We start from the raw sequence: 22,448 nt of genomic DNA on the forward strand, positions 1-22,448 counted from the left end.
ACTGTTCATCCTTTTTATTTCTTATATCTCTTCCGTATATTCATCTTATTTGAAATAAATTATACAGGACATAAAATACTAAAAAATCCAATTTCTTAATTTTCACATTAAGAAATTGGATCTTCTTTCATTACTCTGTAATACTCATACTGCGTTAATATGAACATTATAAAGAATATATGTTTTATATAAGTTATGTTAATAACACATAAACTAATAAAACTTTACTGATTACTCTCCAAACATTCATAAACCGCCATCATATCTCGTTTATCCAATTCACGAATACGATTAAAAATTGGTATTTGCGCAACTGCCTCTGTTAATAAGTTCTCATCCACAACATCACTAACTTTTCCAGTTAACCATGTTTGTACATCCACACCCTCAACAACTTCTTTTAGTCCTTCGTCATTAATACCAGTTGCAGTACAAGTTACACATGGAATTGTTAGTTTAAACACACCATCATGTAGATTATCTTCTGTTATAACTTTCTTTCCTTTACAAAATGGACATGGATTACTTTTTTTAATTTTATTAATTTGGGTAACTAACTTTTTGTATCCAAACGCTTCGTATACATACGTAAGTTTTTTATATTTACCATTTGTGAAATACTTATCTATAATGTTTTCTCTCGTTTCATAAACATTAAGAAAATCACAAACAGTTACTTGATTATTAACACTAATGGATTCAATATTTCCTTTTATTTCGTCCCAGAATGGTAAAACATTTTGTAACACCATTTCATAGTTTGAAAAGCTTGCCTGTTCTAATTCAAACATTTTCAGCGCAACTTGTGCTTTTCTTGGCAATAAAGAAACATCTTCTGTCAATCTCATATCGCCACCAACTATAGACTTTAATTTGTGAAGTGCAGGTAAATCACCGACTACTTTCAACACATCATCAACTGGTTGATTGATAATTTCACGAATATCGAAGTTACCAAATTTAAGCGGTTTATGATGATTTAATACCGTTCCCTCACAAATTGGACATGTCATCATTTCTTTAGAAGACTTAATTTCTTCTTTAATGGCTGCTTTTGAAATAACAATATATCCACCAATAATTGTATTAAATCCTACCCATGTTCTGCGTGTCTTTCCTTTTTTATCATAAAATGATTTTTCAAAATATCCGTACCAAAACGTATGCTTTTCTTCTTCTGACATATCGTTATAGCTCTTTGATAAATCGTGACCAAGCTCATTTTTAATTTCTTCAAATAAAAATTCTATTTTTTCATATTGATAAAATTTTAATACTTTCATGATTTCCGGATCGAATAAGCCATCCCAAAATGGAACGTTTTTATCTTGAATTGTAATATCTTTATCGAAAACTTCAATTTGAAGACGTCCAGAACAAGATGGACAATGATTGTCCTGGGAATAGAAATCAAAACTTCTCGTATCTTTATTAGTTGGATGAGCAGCTACAATATGATTAATTAGTCCACCAATCTCATATAAGAAACTATATTGACTATATAAATGTCTTTCAAGATCAATAGCAATAACAGGTGCAATTGTATCCGATTCATATTCACCATAAATTAATCGCGCCATTGATGATAAACTTTTTAAAATACCACCCTTATAAATGTTTTCGGCATTTTTAAAATAGTTAATATGATTTTCTTCTAAATAGTGGACGCCTTCCTTCTGCTTAAGCGCTGAAGAAATATGAATTTGCTCAGCAGTATTCACACTGCTTTTTTGACGATAATAATCTTCATGACTTACTACATCAAGATGATTTATAGCTTCAAGCTGTCTTTTCCCGAAATCTACAATATAATCAGAGCTTTCTAACATGTAACTATTATGTTCAATCATAATGATAGAAACTGATTCATCTTGCAATATCCCTCTAACACTATCAATAAATTGATTTAAAATATTTTGTGATAAACCTTTTGAAGGCTCATCAAAAATAAATAATGTATGTGGGTTTCTAGTGTTTGCAAATAACTCCGAAACTAAATGAACACATTGGAACTCACCTGTTGATAATGTTTGTGTTTTTCGTTCTAACGTTAAATAACCAAGTCCTAATTTTATGAGTAGACTCAAGCGTTTATACGCAATATCTTCATTGGGAAGTTCATCTATAATATCCTCAATCGAACGCTCAAAAATATCCTCAATTTCTTCGCTATACTTTGTTAACTTCTTTTTAATATCTAGGAAAGTGGCTACAGTTGATCGACTTGTAATGGATTGATTTCGATCTTGTCCTACCATAACTAATTTATCTTTTGGATATCGTTTCATGAAATCTGTAGCTAAACATTCGTTAACAAGTGTAGATTTCCCGCATCCAGATTCTCCTGTAACCGTTACAAGCCTATTTTTAGGAATTTGAAACTCCGCCATTTGGATATTACGACAATATAATTCTTGGAATGTATAATATTCTGTTGGTACTTCTTTATTTAGATCCCACAGTTTTGGTTTTGGTCTTGGTGATTCTTTCACAATTTTTCCACCATATTTTCCGCTACCAGGTCCAAAGAACAATTGTTTATCTGTTGTATCCAATACTGTATCTGAATGATCAATGAGCCAAATTTGATTTTTACACCCTAACTGCTTGATCTCTTCTAATATTTGTAACAATGTTTCATGATCAAGTCCAACTGAAATCTCATCAATAATAATGACAGCATTTTCACTTACTGCCATGAATTCCGCCAAGTAAAGTCGTGTTAACTCTCCACCTGACAACGTACCCATAATTCGATTTAATGTTAAATAACCAATGTTCATGTTAATAATATTTTGCAGTATATGTTGTTTTGCTTCACTAATATTTAACACTTCTGCTAACGAAAGAATAGACTCAACACTTAAATCATTAATATTTGAAATTGTATGTGGTTTAGCAAATAAATCTATAGTATGTTGTTCGATTTCTTCGCTATAACGCTTTCCCTTACATTTTTTACACTCAATATTTTTAGTAGTACCTCGGCCTTTACAACCAGTACACCAACCTAACTGATTATTAAATGAAAAAACCTCAGGGGAAAGATGAAATACTTCTGCAAGTTTTTCGCGAACTTCAGTAAATACACCAGTATGAGTACCTATCGTTGAACGTGGGTTGGAAGAAATCGATGATTTTCCTAGAAAAAGTACTAAAGGCATATCCTCCATCTTAATTGCACTAAAATTCGTTTCCATAATATTAGGAAATAAATATTGATATTCAGCCTTTGGTAATAATGAAACTAATCGTTTTTTTGATTCTTCGCCAATCGTTTGACAAAAAGTTGTTTTACCCGATCCTGATAAACCAGCGATTCCAAACGACTTATTAAATGGAATATCAGTATCTAATTTATTAATATTATTAGCAATTAATTGATTTACTTTCATATTAACCTCTATTCTTATTTTTCATCAAAACCATTTTTAAAATATAATAATTACACAATAAATATATTCTCTTACGTAATTATCCTCTCACTTCAATAACCTTTTCCTTATATATTTCAAACCATTGTTGCCATTTATCTTTAGAAAATTCTTTTTCTTCGCCTTCTAGAACGGCAGAAAAAAGATCTAAACAAATATGCCAACCAGCTATATCTTTCGGTGTATGATCTGTTAACTCATGAATGAATTCTTTAAAAAATAAAATAGAACCATTTTCTTCTTTATGTATTTCAAATCGGACACGATCTTTATCCCAAGTAAATTCAAGCACTTTGTTTATTTGACACTCTAAAATATCAATATTTATAAATGATCCATCCATCATGTCAAACTTGATTACTCCACCTGTTTTAAGGCTTTCAATCTGTAAATTAGACATCCATTTTTTAAGCTTACTGTTTTCTGTTAATACAGACCAAACTTCCTCTATCTTATATGGAAATTGGCGTTCAAATTTTACAATATATCCATCGGTTACTTTTTGAATTTCAGCTATCATATATATTGCCTCCTACCTCCAAACGGAATGTATGTTCTTATTTTATTTTAACCGATTTTATATATAAAATAAATCTTTAAATTATCATAAATAGCCTCTTCCATATTACATACCAATAAAAAAAGCCGCAATTGCGACTCATGAAATTATAGTATTAACTCTTGCTTTTATTGAATGACTTACCGCTTAATCGCATCGACAATTAACGATGGAAAACCAAGTTTATCGCCTTTATTTCTAGAATCATATCTTTTCGAACGGAAAATAACACCTTCGTTTGCATCCCATTCGTTGTAATAAAAAAGACCCTTTTCATCACAATATTCAAGTAAAACTACCTCAAATCCAGCACTTTCGGACCAGGTCCGCCTATTTGAACTATATTTTGGTATGCTTCGTCTCGGAAAAATGCATCAGGAACACCACACCGGATGTGCCCTACTGGCTTTAAAAATTCATAACAAATTTTTGCTACTCTTACACCTTCTTCAAACGTAAGGTGTTCCCATACATACTCAGCTAAAATACCTGAAATAGAATTGTATTCAAATCTTTCTTCCCACGTAGCTTTATCTAATAAGTTAAGTTCATCTTCTTGAGTTTGAATCCAACCTGGATTATTATTAAACATTCCAGCTCCGACTACTACTTTAATTTCGTCTTGTTTTATTGCCTTCAGTTTCACCTCATAGACATTTTAATTTATTAGTATATTCTACGTTTACTATTATCCTTCCTTCTTCAACAATTTTAATATCATGAGTCCAGTACAATACCGAACTCATGCTGTAAATTTTTCTAACACCACTATTTTCTAACTTTATGGAATCCGTTTATAATAAACAACTGTTTTTATACTATTTATATACGATTTTTCTTACATAAACATAACACACCTAACATTAGCACAAAACCAGTCACGTAAAAACTTGTTGTTCCGCTACCACCAGTATTAGGAATTACCCAATTATTTTTCACATTTTTCACTGTTAGTTTTTGTGTCCTTACCGCTTCTGTAATTTCTATTTCTATTGAATCTCTAAGTAACATATATCCGTTTGGCGCTTTTATTTCTTTAATCGTATACTTTCCAAGTACTAACTGGTCGGAAATCACCTTTCCTTTTTCATCCGTTGTTAATCTAGTAACTTCTTTACCTTCTTTATCTAAGACTTGAAATACAGCACCTTTTAGTTTTAAATTAATATCCTTATCATCAACTTTCTCAATTTCAAATTGCCCAGTCGGATCTGGTAATTTCTTATTCCCTATTTTAATTTCTACTACTGTATCTTTTTCTATTTTTACAGCTATTTTATCTTTTAATAATTCATAACCTTTAGGTGCTTCTACTTCCACTAGAGTATAATTACCTATTGGCAATTCTTTTGATATCGCTTCTCCTTCTTCATTTGTTACTAACTCACCAACTACTTTTTTATTTGAATCTTCAATATGAAACTTTGCCCCTGCTAGCTTTTTATTTTTATCTCTCGTATCTACTTTTACTAACTTCATTTTACCCATTGGATCTGGTAATTTCTTATTCCCTATTTTAATTTCTACTATTACATCTTTTTCTATTTTTACAGCTATTTTATCTTTTAATAATTCGTAACCTTTTGGCGCTTCTACTTCCACTAGGATATAGTTACCTATTGGCAATTCTTTTGATATTGCTTCTCCTTCTTCATTTGTTACTAGATCTCCAACTACTTTTCCTTTTGAATCTTCAATTTTAAACTTTGCTCCTGCTAGCTTTTTATTTTTATCTCTCGTATCTACTTTCACTAACTTCATTTTTCCCATTGGATCTGGCAATTTCTTATTTCCTATTTTAATTTCTACTACTGCACTTTTTTCTATTTTTACAGTTATTTTATCTTTTAATAATTCATAACCTTTTGGCGCTTCTATTTCTACAAGGGTATAGTTTCCTATTGGTAAGTCTTTTGATATCGCTTCTCCTTCTTCATTTGTTACTAGTTCTCCAACTATTTTTCCTTTTGAATCTTCAATTTTAAACTTTGCTCCCACCAATTTTTTATTATCATTATTACTATCAACCTTTTTTATTTTTACTTTTCCTATACTAGGCTTGTTCCAATGTTTCCAGTTAAATTTGAAATTGTGAAACTCAAATCCACCAGTTTGTTGTACCGCACCGACAAATGCTTGTCCATTAATCGAACCGCCTTTTGTTTCTAATACAGCATTGGGAGCAAACACACTTCCAACAACACCATATCCTTCTGTTGTGATCTTTTTCGCATTAGGAAAAACCCAAATCATTTTACTGTATAGCTCAGTAAATGGTGAATCAGGAGAATAGGGTTGTGATGTGGGAATTATATCCGTAGCCCTTCCAATATTGTTCGTGTCATATAGAATAGACCCATTTTTAAATGTAACCTCTATTGCATCAGAATACATAACAATAAAATCTTTTCCTTTAGCATTAGGTAAAAAGACATCTCTTATATCTAAATCGATTTTCCCTATCAATTCTGATGAAATATAAATATTAGGATTGTTTATATCTTTTCCGATTCCATAACTCATATTTGGAATTGGGGTATTCGTTTTATATTGACCTGCATTTTTACTGACTTGGCTAACTATGTTTTGAAATTCATTAAATTTCGCGTCAATTTCTAGTTTTTCTTTATAAACGATACGATCATAAGAAGATTGTATGATACAATCTGGATCACTCTCTTTTGTCATTACGACTATTCCATTTTGAATGATAAAAGATTCCTCTCTTGATTTTTTAAATTTTCCAGACAATAACAAGGATGGATATCTCTCATCATCCCATTTTCCCCCAACTATATTAGATGTTCCCGCTGCTGCACCTACAATCGTATAACCAGATGCATCCATATCACCTTGAACTGCAATTGCTCCTTCAATATCGCCACCTACTGCTTTATGGTTACCAAAGACAACAGCATTATAACGCGATATATCCCCTAGACCTTCTAAGTTAGTCGTGGATCCATATGCTTCTTTTGGTGCATATACGACAAAACTTACACATAACATTAACAAAACCATAAAATGAATACTTACCAACTTTAATTGTAACCTCAATTCCTTTGTTCCCACCTTTACCGTATTTTTTCTACAGTCGCATAAAGTGAAACTTTTTTCAGTGAGGATTTACTTTACCCTCTATATACCTTTTTTACTTATCTCTGGATTTTCGGTCTCACTGCCCATTAATACAGAATAAATAAATTCATTCTATCGAGTTAATTTTTTCTTATAAATTACGACTAGAAACAAACATAATAATAGGATTAAGACTACTACAGTCCACTTATTAAACATAAATATCTCTTTACGCATTTTTTGTTTTTCTTTCTCATTAAATTCCACACGCTCACCTCGAACCAGTAATCTATTTGTATTTACTCCATAAGGCGTACATGTAATTAATGTTACATAATCTTTATTTTCCACAATTTTTAAATCGTCCGTTTCGTGTGGTAACACTACTTTAATTTGATCTACTTTATAAGCAAGAACTTTGTCTAAAGAATGAATATAAAAAAGATCTCCTTCACTCAACTTATCTAAATCTGTAAACAATTTTGCTGATGGTAAACCACGATGCCCTGTTAAAATAGTGTGCGTATTTTCTCCACCTACCGGAAGTGAAGAATAATCTAAATGACCTACCCCGCGACTCAATACTTCCTCAGAGGTCCCTTGATAGATTGGCAGTTTTATATTAATTTTCAATATTTCAATATACCCCATTACATCACCTGAATTTAATGCATCGGCATACGCTTGATGATTATTTTTTTCTTCAGAAAATGGATCTGCAAATGTTTTCGTGGAGGTTTGAACTTGTTTATTATATTCGGCTGCTTCTTTTTCTCTACGCTCAACTTCTTTCTTTTGTAGTGTTTTAATCTTCTTATCGTAGGAGCTAATCTCAGAATAATGTGCACGAGTCGCCAACCAATTACTAATAGTAGGATATAAAAAAATACCTAATCCTAATAAAAAAATACCTCCTAAAACAAGATTTCGTTTCATATTTCCACCTCTGTATATACTATAATATTGAAAAGAGGGAAGCATTTTGCTTCTCCCCTTTTCACATCACTTGCTTACATGTTCCTTAAACCTTAATTATTAGCAAACTTTTTTCTAAAGAAAACAAATGCCGCTGTAACCATTAACGCAAGGCCTAGTACAGTAAAAAGAGTCGTTCCGATACCACCCGTTACTGGAAGAATCCATCCACTTTTATTATTTTCTATCGATAATTTAACCGTTTGATTATTTTCGCTAATCTTTACATCAATAGGGTTCTTTAATAATTGATATGAAGCTGTTGTACCATCTTCTTTTGTATAAATTGGTGCTTTCGTTTCAAAAATTTGATAGTCTCCATACGGAATGTTAGTCCATTTAATAACACCATTTTCATCTGATACACCTGTGACTTCTTTACCTGCCACAACAACTATTTTTCCATTTTTATCTTTAAGTACAAACTCTGCACCTTTTAATTTCTTCTTATCAGCACCATCAACTTTTGTTAACTCTATAATTCCAGTTGTCGGAACAACAACTACAGGTTTAGATTCCTTTTCTCCAATTACATCATTTTTATTTATAAAATCAATTTTTGCTGTATTTAAAATTTCCGAACCAGATAGTACTCCTTCTTTTACTTGTGATTTAATTTGTAAATGAAATTCTTTTTTACCATCTAACTTTGTGAAATCTTTTACTGTAGCTGTTACTTTTTGGCCTTCTACAGCTACCTCTACAATGCTTGCATTTACTTCCACTCCATCAATTTTCACGACTGGTTTTCCTTGAATCATTAAACTATTGTCCAAAGTATCTGTTACTACATATTTTTTGTATTCTTTAATGTCTTCTGGAATTAATGTTTTGATATCATAATTGTAATTAGTTAATGGATTTATTGGTAACGCTTCCAAAACACCGTTAATCTTTTTATCAATATTTGGTTCTTCATAGTTTTGCACTTTTACTTTAACTACTGTACCAGAAGTAATTGTTCCATCTTCGTTAATAGTTCCGGAGGTCTTTATAAAAAACTCGCGTTTAGTCGGATTTATTACATACCCTTTCGGCGCTTTTGTCTCTTGGAAATAGTATTCCCCATACTCTAATCCTTGCACGCGAATATGCCCATTACCATCTGTTACTAATTCTTTTTTCACTTCTGTACCATCTTTTTTAAATAAAGAGAATACTGCACCTGCTAATGCTTTTTCATTTGCACCAGTCTTTACTAAATCAACTGCACCACGTTTAATCTCATTTTTCGGATACATATGAACATCATAGTTTAGCACCTTACCCTCTTTATTCGTTAATGGAATATCCACCGTATACGTATTTGGATTTAGGTTAACATGCGGAGGTCCTGCCACTTCTTTCACTTCATAACGTCCTAGCGGAAGATCTTTTAATACAGCTTGTCCATTATCATCTGTTACTACTTGAGTTGGAGTTGCTCCCATTACAGGCTTCACATCTTCTTTTACGATTTTCCCATCGTTTGAAATTTTTTCAAACGACGCAACCCTTTTCACTTCAAACGTTACACCTTTTAACGGTTTCGCATTTGTTGATACCTCTTGATTTGCAGAGCCATCACCTTCTAGACCCGGTGCGCTATCTTTTTCTTGTTCATATTTATGAATCGTTAAAGTACCTTTAGATGGTGAAGCTGCCTTTATTAATACACTAGACCATGTAGAAAATGTTAAGAAAAATACTAAAAGCAAACTAAATATTTTTTTCATTTCTCTTATCTCCTTTACTACTTCTATCATTTTAAAAATCTCTTTATTACTATTACCCTCTTAAAAGTAACAGTGTGCCAAGTACCAGATTTAAACGAGTAACCTAAAACATAGTCGTCCAACAATCCATTTTTTACAATCACTTATTCACTCTTCTTATTTTCTATTATTACGTTGTCTCTCCGTATGATATATGTAGTTTTCCCCCTGAATTACACTTATATCTCTACTTCAAAAATAGTTACATATTAACTTCTATCGCTAATTTTCATTAATTACTTAACTTAACTTCAATTCATTAATCTCTCCCTTCCTATCCCTATTTAAAATCTAATCTTAATCATTTTTGATACATATAAGCAATGAACAACGAATAAGTGTGACAATTCATATGTTACGTTACTCCCTAAAACTATTACCTGTATATTCAAATAATATGTGATATTCATGTTAAATTATGGTATTATTCTTAGAAGTTTATAATTTTTATAGATAAAGTTTTTCCGTTTCTACTTATAAAAAAGGAATATATAAACATTCAACTATTACGCACAACTGTAAGGAGGAATAATATGACTAAAAAGCTCAGTCTAGTTGAGATAGAGTACATTTGTAATATGTTTTTCCAATCTTTTGAAATTCCAGTTTGTTTTTTAGATTGCAACAAAAATATTCTTTTAGAGTTTACATCAAAAGATGATTCACATTCGTTCTATAAATCAAGAATAGAACAGTTACATGTGCTTTTTCAAAAAAATGATTCAAATAATTCACCTATCTTCAGAACTCACCAATATTTAGGACACTTCATTTTAATTCACATAAAGAGCCATTATATGGTGAACGGTACTGTTATTATTGGGCCTTTGACACATGTAAATTTTTCTACAAGTAAAGTGGATAGTAACCCTAATTTTATTTCGAATTATAAAAGAACAAGAGATCATTATTTTTCATTGTCAGTCAAAGATCAAAATTTCTTTGTAAATATAGCAATATTGTTCTATAACATTCTCTATAAAAAAAATTCAGATGTAAGTACCTTTTCAAATAACAATGACTCATTTCATGTAAGTCATAGCAGTATCTTAAACGAGGATGTATATATTTCAATGCAAAAAAATGAATCTATCTGTCATAATTTGTATATAGAGAACCAACTACTTGGAGCTATAGAAAACGGGGATAAAGAAAGCGTACTCAAATATTATTACGAATTCCAACAAGTGACTCTTTCATCCTTATCTTCATTCCATCAATTAAGACGTCATAAAAACATTTGTATTTCATCCATCACACTTGCTACTAGATATGCTATAAAAGGAGGACTCCCTTCCGCGATAGCTTACAAGATTTACGATCTACACATCCAAAAGACAGAGGATTTAAAAGACACAGAATCTGTTTGGGATTTATTAAGAGATGTTTTCTGTACTTTTGCAGACTGTGTAAAAGCACAAAAAGTACAGAAACACTCAAAGACTATCGCTATTTGCAAAAACTATATTTTTAAAAATATTTACAATCAAATATCTGTTAAACAACTTGCTAAATTTGCAAACGTAAATTCAGATTATTTATCTATATTATTCAAAAAAGAAGTCGGTATTTCATTAATTGAGTACATTCAACGTGAACGAATTGAAGAAGCAAAAAAATTATTAACTTTCACAACCTATCCCTTATCAGACATATGTGCTTCGCTCAACTTTAGTGATCAAAGCTATTTTACTAAAATTTTTAAAAAATTCACTAACGAAACACCTGGTAAATACCGAAAATCTCATGTTGTCATATAGAGTTAAACTTTCATTAAAACAAAGTGTTTTTAGTAACTTATCAATGGCAGATTAAAATTACTTCCACATTCATGACCTTTTGAATTTAGGCTATTTTTAAATCAAAAAAACACGTTACTATTCTCATTCAAATAAAAGAATAGTAACGTGTTTTATATGTAATGTAGGTCTGTAGGCAAAATAGCGTCCGAACGCAAAGTTTTATAGAAGCAAAATACACCACTTAAATACTAAAATCTTATTAAGTAAAAAATTTTTCTAATAATTATTGTGTGAGAAATAATTCCTACTATTATTTTTGTATCCTTCTAAATTTGCGAACTAAAGTGAGCACTGTACCTGCAACTACCATCCATATGCCCATTGCTGCACTATTAGTTGTACTTGCACCCGTATTTGGAAGTTCTTTATATGTAGTTTCTTTTTTATCGGAATTACTGTTGTTCGGGATATTACCGTTATCACTGTTATTAGCAAGACCTTTAGCTTTGCTAGTGTCTTTATCCTTCACTAATACTTTTTGTATTGCATGTACCTCATTACCTACAGAATCTGTGACACTATATATTATTTCAAAAGTACCAGCTTTAGTAGTATCTCCAATACCTTCATATGCTACTTTAGAAGTAAGATCCCCGTCTTCTTTATCAGTAGCTGATACACCTACCATTGGGTTGAAATGGTCTCCTTCAGTAATTGTAGTTGTAGCAGGTACTTTTAGTATTGGTATTTCATTTTTAACTTCTTCTCTAACTTTGACCGTTACAGTTTGTTTTGCAGAAACTTCATGTCCTTTAGAATCTGTCACTGTATACATTAATACGTAAGTACCAGCTTTAGAGGTATTTATTTCACCATTAACTTTTACTTTAGAAGTAAGATCGCCATCTTCTTTATCAATAGCTAATACTTTTGCCATAGGTTCGAATGAATCGTCTATATGAATCGTCGTTGCAGTAGGTACTGTTAATGTAGGGTTTAAATCTAATATTTCTTCATTCCCCTCTACAATTACTGTCTGCGTAGCCGCTGCATTGCCCCCTTGAGAATCAATGACAGAGTAATCCACAATGTATTTGCCTGGTTTAGAAGTATCTACATCACCTTTATGTTTTACTCGAGTTGTTAAATCACCATCTTCTTTATCAATAGCTTTTACATTGCTTATCGGGTCAAACGTATCACCTACACGTAGTGTAATTGTAAGTGGTACAGTTAACTCTGGGACTTGGTTTACCTCAGTTTTTTCGTCTTCTTTCACTGGTCCTTTAATTTTTGCTGCATCAAAAGCTTTTTGGACCGTTTCAACCTCAATTGAATTTGCTCCATATTTATTTGTTGCAACTTTAAGACACGCTAATCTTAATTCAGAGAAATTAGAAGTCATGTTCAATTCATCAGTATTTGCATAATAGAAAATATCAAACATTTTATCTTCACCAATACCATTTACAGTTACACCGTTATGAGTGCCGCCTTGTGCAATTAAATACGCGACTTTATTAATAATACTTGAGTTAAAATGAACGCCCTCATTATCTTCTCCGTTTAAATCACTGTATTTACTATAATCATCTGGGTACGGTACTCCATCAAAAAATTTGACTGAAGATGGATTTTTCATATCACGGAGAACGAATCCGCTTTGTTCTCCTATTGTCCAATTAAATTCCCCATTATTTATATATTTTTCAATAGCCGTTCCCATAATATCAGATAATGCCTCGTTAATTGCCCCAGATTCTCCGAAAAATTCAAGATTAGATTCGCTAGATGTAACCGCATGTGTAAATTCATGGCCCGCTATGTCAAACGCTCTAACCATTGGATCACCATATATAAGCATACTCACATTGTTAATATTAGCACTAAATGCATTCCCCCAATTTTTAGGGTCATCTGTTTCTCCTGAATGCCATGCATGTACAACTGATACTATTTTTTTCCCCTTATTATCAAAACTATTACGCTTATATTTGTCTTTATAAAAATCATATACCTTTGTTGCTAAGAAATGAGCACTGACCGCCTTTGGATCATCAAAGGTTGTTGAAGTGCTAGTTGCTAATATACCAGGATAATATCTTTCTTCAAAATTAATATCTCTATAATTTACATCGTACGTTTCAATTCCTTGCCCTCTTGTATAATCAGCAAGCGCATATTTTCCGTTACTCTGTTCAGAAATACCAAATATGCGAGTTATCCCTAAATCATCTTTTCCTGTTCCAGTTAATGATATGGAATTGCTTTTTTTATTCTCCTTTAAAGATTCAACTTGCTCTTCACTTACTTTTAAATCGGATTCTTGTAACGTATTTTTCAACATAACACCATTATGGGCATCCACTAAATAAGTTCCAGATACATAGTTTGGTGTGGCAGCCGCAAATGTAACTTGATATGCATTGCTAGCCTGTCCATTATTTTCATCAACAAAAATAACTTCCTTAACTTCTGGCTCAGAAATAAATTTAATATCATTTCCGTACTTTTTATAAATATATTGTTTTGCTTCTTCTTTTGATAAATTAATAGGATTCTTTAAATCTTCTTTTTCTAAATTTTGTGCGCTTTCCCCTGAAACACTTTTAATAATACCCTTTTTATCTACATGAGCAGTCAATTGGTGTCCATATACTTCTTTTCCTTCATATATTTGTTGCAAACGCACAAGTGTAGTCCCATCATATGAACCACGTTTTTGAAGGACCTTGTAATCTACCCCTTTGTCTCCACTAACTTGTTTTGGAGACAAAACATGCTCCGTTTTTTCCTTAAGTGCATCTTTCACTACACTCTCTGGCGTTTTTTTTGATGGTTTTGTAAGTTCACCTGTACGGAACGAATCCTCTTGAATATCAACTTGCATTTGACCCGTTTCCTCTGCATAACCTATCCCGTATGGTACTATGCTTGTTAAAACCAATCCTGTTGTTAATGCAACTATAGCTATTTCTTTTTTATTTTTCATGTTATTTCCCTCTTATGATTTCCTAAAATATGAAATTACTAAAATTTATACAATCTATTTCTAATGTAAAAAGATGACTTCTGTAATCAACAAAAGTCACCTCTTCAATATGTAATATACCTAATATCTTTTCAATGCATAATTTCTATATAAAACAGAAAAAGCATTCATTAACGAGCATTTTGCAATACTTTTATTAGGTCATTTATATTTTCAACTTTCTGCTGAAACTGATCAAATCTACTATGTAATACTGAAGGATTCTTATCTTCAGTTGAAATAACTTTTTTTAACTCCTGTTCTAATATATCATATGTATCAAAGAAATTATCAAATTCTACACTTACAAGTTCTTCATTTTCACGATAAAATCTTTTTGCTTCTATATAAGTCATATATGATTTATTTAAAAAACCTAATGAAATTAAATATTTAGAAGTGTTTTCTTGATAAATAGCAATATCACATGCTATTTTCATATCAGAATAAGTCTTTTGAACGAAACAATGCAATTCAAAAATCTTAAACTTTAATCCATTATTCATTTCATCCCCTCCATCCTATCTATTTTACATAAAAAAAGAATATTATACAAAGTAAAATATCAATATAGTACAAAAATAAAAAGCGAAAGAATAATTCCTTCCGCTTTTTACAGCAATACATACATTTCATATTGTGCTAAAGAATTCTTTTTAAATCCAGTTTTCTTTACAAACCCTTCCAGTAAACTGTTGTTTGGAAAACTAATTAATAAGCTTTCTAAATTCAACTCATCTCTTGCTACTTGTAATAATTTTGATCCAATACCACGATTTCTATACTCTTTGTCTATGAAAATAAAACTAATTTTACCTTGTTCATTTATACATATAGAACCTTTTAAATCATTATCGACATATGCACCATAAAATGTATGATTTGTTTTTTCGATATAATCCATATCATTTTGCCAGTTTATATGGAAGTGTAACCATTTCTGAATTTCAACTTTAAAAGCAGGGAATTCTAATTGTTTTACTTCAATTCCTTTACATTCTTTAAGCATTATTTTAGTCATATCTTTTAAATTATAATAAGATAGATCGTACACTTTTTCATATCCTAATTTATTATAAAAACGAATCGCTCGGTCATTACCTACAATGACTTCAAGAAAAAGTTGCTTACACTCATTTTGAAGCGCCTCTTCTTTATGCAGTTCAAATAATTTTTGACTCACACCAACACCACGATAATTCGGATGAACCGCTAATGTACCGCAGCGCATTGTTTTTATATTTTCATAATCCTTTATCCCACCAAGTATTACACCAACTGGCTTGTCACCATCTAAAGCAAGAAACGAGTGTTCTAACGAATTCCCTTCAGCTCCAAAAAACCTTTTTATAAAATCTTCTTTTGAAACTTCCATCTTAATAATATAATCTGAAAACCCATCCTTAAAAGCTTCATACACTAAATCTATATTTACTTCACTGCATCTTTTATATTGAATCATATAAAATTATCCCCCACTTACTCGTGTTAAACTTAACGTTCAAATACATAAGATCTATTAGTCATATCGTACTTTAATTTTGAATTCTACTACTTAATTTGAAATGAACGGACACTTCCTTACATATCTATCACTATTAATTTGTTTTATAATAAACGGTGCAATATCGCCATTTTGTATTTTGATTCCTGGCATATCAACTAAACTCTCTTTTATATTTCCAATACCATTTCCTTCTATAACAAATGGTAATCTAACAATTGTCCAATCTACCTCACTATTTTGGATAATTTGTAATTCTTTATATTTATCTTGCATCATTTTTGGTAAAAACAATTTAAACAAAGTAGCTCCTATTTTATTTACAATTCCCTTCTGATCTCCCGTAACATTTAAAGAACCTCCGGAAATTAGAATATATCTTTTTATTTTAGACTCCTTCATCGCTTCTAAAATATGCTTCGTTACTGTACTAAAAATGTAAGATTCATTTTTCGGTTGACCTACTGCATTAATTACAGCACTACAACCTTGAAGTAAGTCTTGTATCGTTGAAAAGTTACGTGCATCCCCAATAATAGTCTCTATATTTTCATTTATTTTCTCTGTATTTGTAGAGTTTCTCGTTAATATTTTTACTTGATATCCCTTTTCTAACGCTTCATTTACAAGAATTTTTCCGGCTTTTCCGTTCGCACCCAAAATAGCTATTTTATTTGTACTTTCCAATATTAAGCCCCTCTTACTATCTATGATTTACTACATTGATCTCATACACACGTAAAAAAGCAATTAAATGCTCACAAGCTCGTTCACATGCTAACATTTTAAAGATTTTTTGTTCCTCTTTCGTTTTATCATTTGCTTGATCTGAAGCAGCTTTTAAACATAAAAAAGGTTTTTTATTGATTTGACATACATAAGCAAAAGCTGCCACTTCTTGATCAACTGCCAATGCCCCATATACAGTATGGAGTAAATATCTCATTTCCGAACTACGGATACGTTGATCTCCAGATAAAAATGTCCCGAAATGAATCAGATCATAAGATCGTATTTTTTTTATTCTTCTTACAAGTGATTTTGTTGTTTCAATAGGTGCTGTTCTACCATTATATAAGTTAAAAACATCTTCGCCCGAACCAGCAGCAGTGACATCGTGTTGTATGGCGTTTAGTGCCACTACAATATGACCATTTTTCACCTTAGTTGATAAACTCCCGCATATCCCTGTCATAAACAACTCATCTGGCTGAAACTCACTAATTAATAATTGTGCACAACTAGCACAACTTACCTTCCCAACACCAGTTATAACTGAAATAATTTCCAGATCATTTATAGTATGAAAATGAAATTCCCAAGCGGCTCTTTTTTCAATGCGTTCACTTGGATAAGATTGATGCAAATACGTAAGTTCAGGTTCCCAAGCGGCTACGATTGCAATACGTTTCATTACAAACTTCACTTCCCTCACTGTCATTTAAATAATTTATCTATGCTTTCTCTTTTATAATCTGGAATCCACTCTTTATATTTCTCATATAAATTTCGTATTGTTTCTTTATTCTTCGAAATTACTTCACTTCCTCTATCATCATACATAAACATGATAATATCTTTTGTTGCATTTATGAGAAATACATCTGGATAAGAAATTTCTTTTTTGCGTCCTAAACTAGGATAAAGACCTGGTAAATCTTCATGATTCGCTGCTTGAATAAATCTTTTATACTTTATATCACCAGCGAAATATTTTAATGAAAATTGATATGTACAATACAAGGTAGTTTCTTCATCTTCAAATAAAAAAGTATTGTTTTTTGTCTTGTATGATACTTTAAATATCTTTTTTGAATAAATCGACTATATATTTATTTTCTGTGGATTTTTTACATTTCCCTTTTTAAGCCAATAAACATTTGCTATTAAAAACACTTTATCTTCTTTTAAAAATATATCTTCAAATAAGTGTTTATTATTTGTATGGTACTAATGTAACACCAGTAAATATTTCATTCATATATTCTTTTAACTGTATTTTATATTCTTTCTACTCTACAATTTCTTTTAACTGCCAATATGCATCTTCTAGCCAAGGGTGTAAAACTTTCAACGTGTCTTTTCTATCCCACAAATATGAAATATATGCAAAAGCCGCATGTTCTAAAGATTTTTCTAACCCCTTTTTTACCTCTACTAAGTATGGTGGTGCCCCATTTTGATCCCATTCTATTTTATCAGCAACAAATAACACTAAATCCATCTTCGTTGCATGTTTACGCAGTGTGGTATGGCAACAAATTGCATTTAAAGTCTTTTCATCATGCACTTTAAATATCTCTTTTGCGATTACTCTCGAAAGTTTTTGATGAATAATCATTGGGAATTTTCGTTCTTCTTCTAATAAATCTATTCCAAATTCTTCAGCAACTGTAATCCGTACTTCATTTGGAAAAATTGCACTAATATCATGTAAATATCCCGCAATTGCTGCCTTTTCTTCATTTACATGATACATAACCGCAATTTTACGAGACTCATTTGCCACTCGAATTGAATGTTTATATGTAACTTCTTTATTGTATTTTAATAGAAAAGCTTTTATATCAGTTTCAATCTTTCCAGTTGGAGTAAATGAATATATATCCTTATATAACATCGTATGTCCCCTTCTTCCTAACTTTCAATATAACGTTGTATTTAAATATCCTTTTTATTTGTATTCGTTATAAATGTTGTAATCCCTTTTTTAATACGTTACATGAAATTTTATACAGAATCATCGCTACAAGTACATAAATGTTTGATATTATAGTAATGTTAATGATTTGTAAGGAAAGGAACTACATAATGAATAAAAATATATTAATTATTGATGATGATAAAGAAATTGTCGAATTACTTGCTGTTTATTTGCGAAATGAAGGCTATAACATTTATAAAGCATATGATGGTGATGAAGCATTACAAATGATTTCTACATATGAAGTTGACCTTATGATTTTGGATATTATGATGCCAAAACGAAATGGATTAGAAGTTTGCCAAGAAGTTCGTGAAAATAATATTGTACCTATTCTTATGCTGAGTGCAAAAGCAGAAGATATGGATAAAATATTAGGACTTATGACAGGCGCCGATGATTATATGATTAAACCATTTAATCCATTAGAATTAGTAGCTAGAGTGAAAGCTTTGCTTCGACGATCATCTTTCCAAAATGCTTCTTCTCCCAAAAATGAAGATGGTATGATTCGCATTCGTTCCGCTGAAATACACAAACATAATCATACTGTGAAAGTAAATGGCGAATATATTAAGCTTACATCTATTGAATTTGATATTTTATATTTACTTGCGAGTAATACAGGAAGAGTATTTAGTTCTGAAGAAATATTTGAGCGTGTTTGGAATGAAGATGGTTATGGTTCAAATAAAACTGTAATGGTCCACATTAGTAATTTACGAGATAAGCTTGAAACAGGAATGAATGGAGAAAAATTTATTCATACTGTTTGGGGAGTAGGCTATAAAATTGAGAAATGAAGCATTTGATATATTAAAAGATATCCCAAAATGGAAACTTATTTTTTGGCTCTTATTAGCTATCACACTCACTCCTATTACTGAATTAATTATATATCGCCTCGTTACGAGTGTAATCGAGAGTTCGCTTACGTTAAGCGAACTTGGCAAAGAATTCATTAGAATTTTTGGTTATGAAAAATATAAAGGAATAAAAGAATCTCTATGGATGATGATTGTCTCTTATTTATTTTTATTTTCTATTTTCTCATCCTACCTATACATTTTTTATCGTCATGAAAGAAAGCTTTACTATGAAACTTGTATTAAAAAAATGATAGAAGAGATTCGCTATATTGCAAATGGAAACTTCAATCATAAAGTTTCTATCGTAAACCATAATTATCTAGAAGAGTTAGCAAGCGGGGTTAATCAAATTGTTGAACAATTGAAAGTCTCGATTGATGAAGAAAGACAGGCAGAACAAGCAAAAAGCGAACTGATTACAAATGTATCGCATGATTTACGTACTCCTCTTACCTCTATAGTTGGATACGTAAATTTAATCCACCATGATAATTATAGAGATGAAGTGGAATTACGGCATTATATACAAGTCATTTACGACAAAGTAACTCGTCTTAATGCATTAATGAATGATTTGTTTGAATATACACGTGTTCAAAATAAAGAATTAAGTTTATATTCTGTCCCTATTGATATTGTAGAACTTCTTGGACAATTAACCGTTCAATTTCGAATACAGCTTCAAGAGGCTAATATTGATTGTCGCCCCTTTTTCCCATCAAAGAAGTTAATGGTATTAGCTGATGGGGACAAATTAGTGCGCGTATTTGAAAATCTAATTATTAACGCTATCGCTTACGGTAACGATGGTGATTATATTGATATTACTGCTTATGAAAATAATAATATGATCGCAATCGATATAACCAATTATGGCCAACCTATTCCAAGTACCGATTTACCTCATATTTTCGAACGTTTTTATCGCGTTGAGAAATCGCGCTCTACAAACACTGGTGGATCTGGACTCGGATTGGCAATTGCAAAAAGTATTATAGAGTTGCATAAAGGAACAATTGAAGTGTATAGTGATGACAAAAAAACAACATTCACTGTAAAGCTACAACCATATAAATGTTAATACAGCTTAATTTTAGGTCCAATTTCTTATGATATAAGAAATTGGATCTTTCATTTTCCATTAACATCCAAATTTTAATAATCCTTTATAATTCTTTAGAAATTCTTTACCTTTTCTTTCTTCCTAATTAAGTATTCCTTTTTACAATATTATTATCGACGTCATAATAGGAGGATCGCTTATGCAATTCTTAAAAAAAATCACAATTTTATTATTATCTTTTGTTATTACCGCTCTTATCGTTTTATATTTTTATCTTTATGTAAATGGTCCCATTATTCAAGCTAAATCAGCTATTTTAATAGATGCCAATTCAGGTGAAGTTGTTTATAAAAAAAATGAAGAAACTTCTATACAATCGGCTACTTTATCTAAATTAATGACAGAATATATCGTACTAGAACAACTGGATAAAGGAAATATACAGTTAGATGAAGTAGTAAAAATAAGTAACGAAGTTTTCCGAGCAGAAACGAGTCCTATACAAGTAACTTCGAAAGATAAAACAACGGTTCGTGATTTACTTCATGCATTGTTATTGACAGGGAATAATCGTTCCACACTTGCCCTTGCAGAACACATTGCTGGAAACGAAGATAATTTCACTCAGTTAATGAATGAAAAAGCAAAACAACTAAAGTTATCACAACCATCTCCGTTTCTAAACGCTACTGGAATGAATAACGGTACAAATAAACTTTCAACTACAACAGCAATTGAAGTTGGTAAACTAGCAACAAGATTAGTAACAGACTTTCCAGATGTACTGAACGTTACAAAACTAACCTCTTACCAGTTCACCTTCAAAGATACCAAAGTTTTCAATACCAATAAAATGATTTATTCCCTAAATAAAAACATTAAACTCCAAGGCGTTGATGGCTTACAAACTAGTTTTTCAACTAATAGTAATTATAGTTTTGTCAGTACAGCAAAACGAGGAGATACTAGACTTATTTCAGTAATATTAGACGCCGATAATGAAAACAGTACTTTTATTGAAACAAAAAAATTACTACAGTACGGCTTTAATCCCTCCTCATACTCTGCACTTCAAGCATTTAAAGATGCTGTTACCTCTTGGGCAATTTTGCTTCAGTTTAAAAATTTGATCATACAAACATTGTTGATTTTCTTTATTATTACAATTTTAATGTTTTTACATATACGTCAGAAAAAATCCGAGGATTTCAACTAGGAAATCTTCTTATATATAAAGAACGGCTTGCATTTACAGTGCAAGCCGTTTTTTAAAACTATAGTCCTCTTCCAATTAAATTCGCTGAAACAGGCTGAAGATTTAACTCCCTTGCCCATATAGATAACTGACCGATATGGTGAATTTCATGTACAATTACGTGCCTTAAGACCTCACCATATGTATATGTTTTATCTGTCCACGAAGCTTTTAATATTTTACATTCTAAGTTAGCTGACCATACTTGTAAAAAATCTTCTAATTCTCTTTTATATAAACCAGATAACGCTTTCACTTTTTGGATAGATTGATACTCTTTAAACTGCGGTGCACAATCTTCTTTTTCTTGAAGGGCATTAATCCAGCTATACTCAACATCTACAATATGAAATAATGTTTCTAAAATACTTCCAACACCACCAATACGCTTACGGAGTAATTCTTCCTTTGAAAGTTGCTCACACCACTTAAACCAATCATCTCTCACTTGCCAATTGTATTGAAATAAAGTATACACTT

16 protein-coding genes and 2 pseudogenes are annotated in these 22,448 nt (G+C 31.1%); 4 read left to right on the plus strand and 14 right to left on the minus strand.

Features of this window, described 5'->3' with window-relative positions; genetic code table 11:
* Positions 1 to 224: 224 nt before the first annotated feature.
* The 6 genes and pseudogenes from AC0L0O_RS11880 to AC0L0O_RS11905 form a co-directional block, all read right to left on the minus strand.
* Positions 225 to 3,395, minus strand: coding sequence for an ATP-binding cassette domain-containing protein (locus AC0L0O_RS11880; RefSeq protein ID WP_042511243.1), 3,171 nt, complete (start codon positions 3,393 to 3,395; stop codon positions 225 to 227).
* Positions 3,396 to 3,474: 79 nt separating this feature from the next.
* The gene (locus AC0L0O_RS11885; RefSeq protein WP_042511245.1) at positions 3,475 to 3,954 is read right to left on the minus strand and encodes an SRPBCC family protein; all 480 of its coding nucleotides are present in this window, start codon (positions 3,952 to 3,954) and stop codon (positions 3,475 to 3,477) included.
* Positions 3,955 to 4,133: 179 nt separating this feature from the next.
* Positions 4,134 to 4,585, minus strand: a pseudogene (locus AC0L0O_RS11890) (class I SAM-dependent methyltransferase).
* Between the two features lie 230 nt (positions 4,586 to 4,815).
* On the minus strand, positions 4,816 to 7,050 hold the full coding sequence (locus tag AC0L0O_RS11895) for a SpaA isopeptide-forming pilin-related protein (protein WP_473785760.1): 2,235 nt from the start codon (positions 7,048 to 7,050) through the stop codon (positions 4,816 to 4,818).
* 153 nt (positions 7,051 to 7,203) lie between these two features.
* The gene (locus AC0L0O_RS11900) at positions 7,204 to 8,007 is read right to left on the minus strand and encodes a class C sortase (protein ID WP_080773652.1); all 804 of its coding nucleotides are present in this window, start codon (positions 8,005 to 8,007) and stop codon (positions 7,204 to 7,206) included.
* 92 nt (positions 8,008 to 8,099) lie between these two features.
* Positions 8,100 to 9,761: a SpaA isopeptide-forming pilin-related protein gene (locus tag AC0L0O_RS11905; RefSeq protein ID WP_080773592.1), complete on the minus strand. Its 1,662-nt coding sequence runs from the start codon at positions 9,759 to 9,761 to the stop codon at positions 8,100 to 8,102.
* A 572-nt stretch (positions 9,762 to 10,333) separates the two neighbouring features.
* Here AC0L0O_RS11905 and AC0L0O_RS11910 point away from each other — a divergent pair.
* Positions 10,334 to 11,560 carry an AraC family transcriptional regulator gene (locus tag AC0L0O_RS11910; protein ID WP_042511250.1) on the plus strand — a complete coding sequence of 409 codons (1,227 nt, stop codon included), beginning with the start codon at positions 10,334 to 10,336 and terminating at the stop codon, positions 11,558 to 11,560.
* Between the two features lie 292 nt (positions 11,561 to 11,852).
* Here AC0L0O_RS11910 and AC0L0O_RS11915 read toward each other — a convergent pair whose 3' ends face one another.
* The 7 genes and pseudogenes from AC0L0O_RS11915 to yqeK form a co-directional block, all read right to left on the minus strand.
* Entirely contained in the window at positions 11,853 to 14,534 is a 2,682-nt protein-coding gene (locus AC0L0O_RS11915) for a M4 family metallopeptidase (RefSeq protein ID WP_428888803.1), read from the minus strand.
* A gap of 170 nt (positions 14,535 to 14,704) precedes the next feature.
* Positions 14,705 to 15,079, minus strand: a complete 375-nt coding sequence (locus AC0L0O_RS11920; protein WP_001059015.1) for a hypothetical protein — start codon at positions 15,077 to 15,079, stop codon at positions 14,705 to 14,707.
* 107 nt (positions 15,080 to 15,186) lie between these two features.
* The gene (locus AC0L0O_RS11925; protein ID WP_131370474.1) at positions 15,187 to 16,035 is read right to left on the minus strand and encodes a GNAT family N-acetyltransferase; all 849 of its coding nucleotides are present in this window, start codon (positions 16,033 to 16,035) and stop codon (positions 15,187 to 15,189) included.
* A 93-nt stretch (positions 16,036 to 16,128) separates the two neighbouring features.
* A complete protein-coding gene (locus tag AC0L0O_RS11930; protein ID WP_000446319.1) occupies positions 16,129 to 16,764 on the minus strand; it encodes an SDR family oxidoreductase in 636 nt (211 codons plus the stop codon).
* A gap of 16 nt (positions 16,765 to 16,780) precedes the next feature.
* Complete coding sequence (mtnN, locus tag AC0L0O_RS11935) at positions 16,781 to 17,518, minus strand: 5'-methylthioadenosine/S-adenosylhomocysteine nucleosidase (protein WP_000218299.1); 738 nt, start codon at positions 17,516 to 17,518, stop codon at positions 16,781 to 16,783.
* Positions 17,515 to 18,076, minus strand: a pseudogene (locus tag AC0L0O_RS11940) (DUF3885 domain-containing protein). Before AC0L0O_RS11940 ends, mtnN begins: the two are co-directional and overlap by 4 nt.
* Before the next feature lie 12 nt (positions 18,077 to 18,088).
* Complete coding sequence (gene yqeK / locus AC0L0O_RS11945) at positions 18,089 to 18,697, minus strand: bis(5'-nucleosyl)-tetraphosphatase (symmetrical) YqeK (protein WP_000965869.1); 609 nt, start codon at positions 18,695 to 18,697, stop codon at positions 18,089 to 18,091.
* A gap of 191 nt (positions 18,698 to 18,888) precedes the next feature.
* Between yqeK and AC0L0O_RS11950 the strand changes: the two genes are divergently transcribed.
* From AC0L0O_RS11950 to AC0L0O_RS11960, 3 genes are all read left to right on the plus strand, one after another.
* Entirely contained in the window at positions 18,889 to 19,584 is a 696-nt protein-coding gene (locus tag AC0L0O_RS11950) for a response regulator transcription factor (RefSeq protein ID WP_428888802.1), read from the plus strand.
* Entirely contained in the window at positions 19,574 to 20,731 is a 1,158-nt protein-coding gene (locus tag AC0L0O_RS11955; RefSeq protein ID WP_001243299.1) for a sensor histidine kinase, read from the plus strand. Before AC0L0O_RS11950 ends, AC0L0O_RS11955 begins: the two co-directional genes overlap by 11 nt.
* A 181-nt stretch (positions 20,732 to 20,912) precedes the next feature.
* Complete coding sequence (locus AC0L0O_RS11960; protein ID WP_375361060.1) at positions 20,913 to 21,929, plus strand: D-alanyl-D-alanine carboxypeptidase family protein; 1,017 nt, start codon at positions 20,913 to 20,915, stop codon at positions 21,927 to 21,929.
* Positions 21,930 to 21,987: 58 nt separating this feature from the next.
* On the opposite strand, the gene AC0L0O_RS11965 is transcribed toward AC0L0O_RS11960, so the two are convergent.
* Complete coding sequence (locus tag AC0L0O_RS11965; protein WP_000288267.1) at positions 21,988 to 22,446, minus strand: DinB family protein; 459 nt, start codon at positions 22,444 to 22,446, stop codon at positions 21,988 to 21,990.
* Positions 22,447 to 22,448: the final 2 nt, after the last annotated feature.

The organism is Bacillus sp. GS3m_15504, assembly GCF_055825275.1.

What these genes read in the sequence shown, in the direction of transcription:
- AC0L0O_RS11880 (WP_042511243.1), bottom strand. Translation starts at nt 3,395, where the DNA reads ATGAAAGTAAATCAATTAATTGCTAATAATATTAATAAATTAGATACT.
- AC0L0O_RS11885 (WP_042511245.1), bottom strand. Translation starts at nt 3,954, where the DNA reads ATGATAGCTGAAATTCAAAAAGTAACCGATGGATATATTGTAAAATTT.
- AC0L0O_RS11900 (WP_080773652.1), bottom strand. Translation starts at nt 8,007, where the DNA reads ATGAAACGAAATCTTGTTTTAGGAGGTATTTTTTTATTAGGATTAGGT.
- AC0L0O_RS11905 (WP_080773592.1), bottom strand. Translation starts at nt 9,761, where the DNA reads ATGAAAAAAATATTTAGTTTGCTTTTAGTATTTTTCTTAACATTTTCT.
- AC0L0O_RS11910 (WP_042511250.1), top strand. Translation starts at nt 10,334, where the DNA reads ATGACTAAAAAGCTCAGTCTAGTTGAGATAGAGTACATTTGTAATATG.
- AC0L0O_RS11915 (WP_428888803.1), bottom strand. Translation starts at nt 14,534, where the DNA reads ATGAAAAATAAAAAAGAAATAGCTATAGTTGCATTAACAACAGGATTG.
- AC0L0O_RS11920 (WP_001059015.1), bottom strand. Translation starts at nt 15,079, where the DNA reads ATGAATAATGGATTAAAGTTTAAGATTTTTGAATTGCATTGTTTCGTT.
- AC0L0O_RS11925 (WP_131370474.1), bottom strand. Translation starts at nt 16,035, where the DNA reads ATGATTCAATATAAAAGATGCAGTGAAGTAAATATAGATTTAGTGTAT.
- mtnN (WP_000218299.1), bottom strand. Translation starts at nt 17,518, where the DNA reads ATGACAGTGAGGGAAGTGAAGTTTGTAATGAAACGTATTGCAATCGTA.
- yqeK (WP_000965869.1), bottom strand. Translation starts at nt 18,697, where the DNA reads ATGTTATATAAGGATATATATTCATTTACTCCAACTGGAAAGATTGAA.
- AC0L0O_RS11950 (WP_428888802.1), top strand. Translation starts at nt 18,889, where the DNA reads ATGAATAAAAATATATTAATTATTGATGATGATAAAGAAATTGTCGAA.
- AC0L0O_RS11960 (WP_375361060.1), top strand. Translation starts at nt 20,913, where the DNA reads ATGCAATTCTTAAAAAAAATCACAATTTTATTATTATCTTTTGTTATT.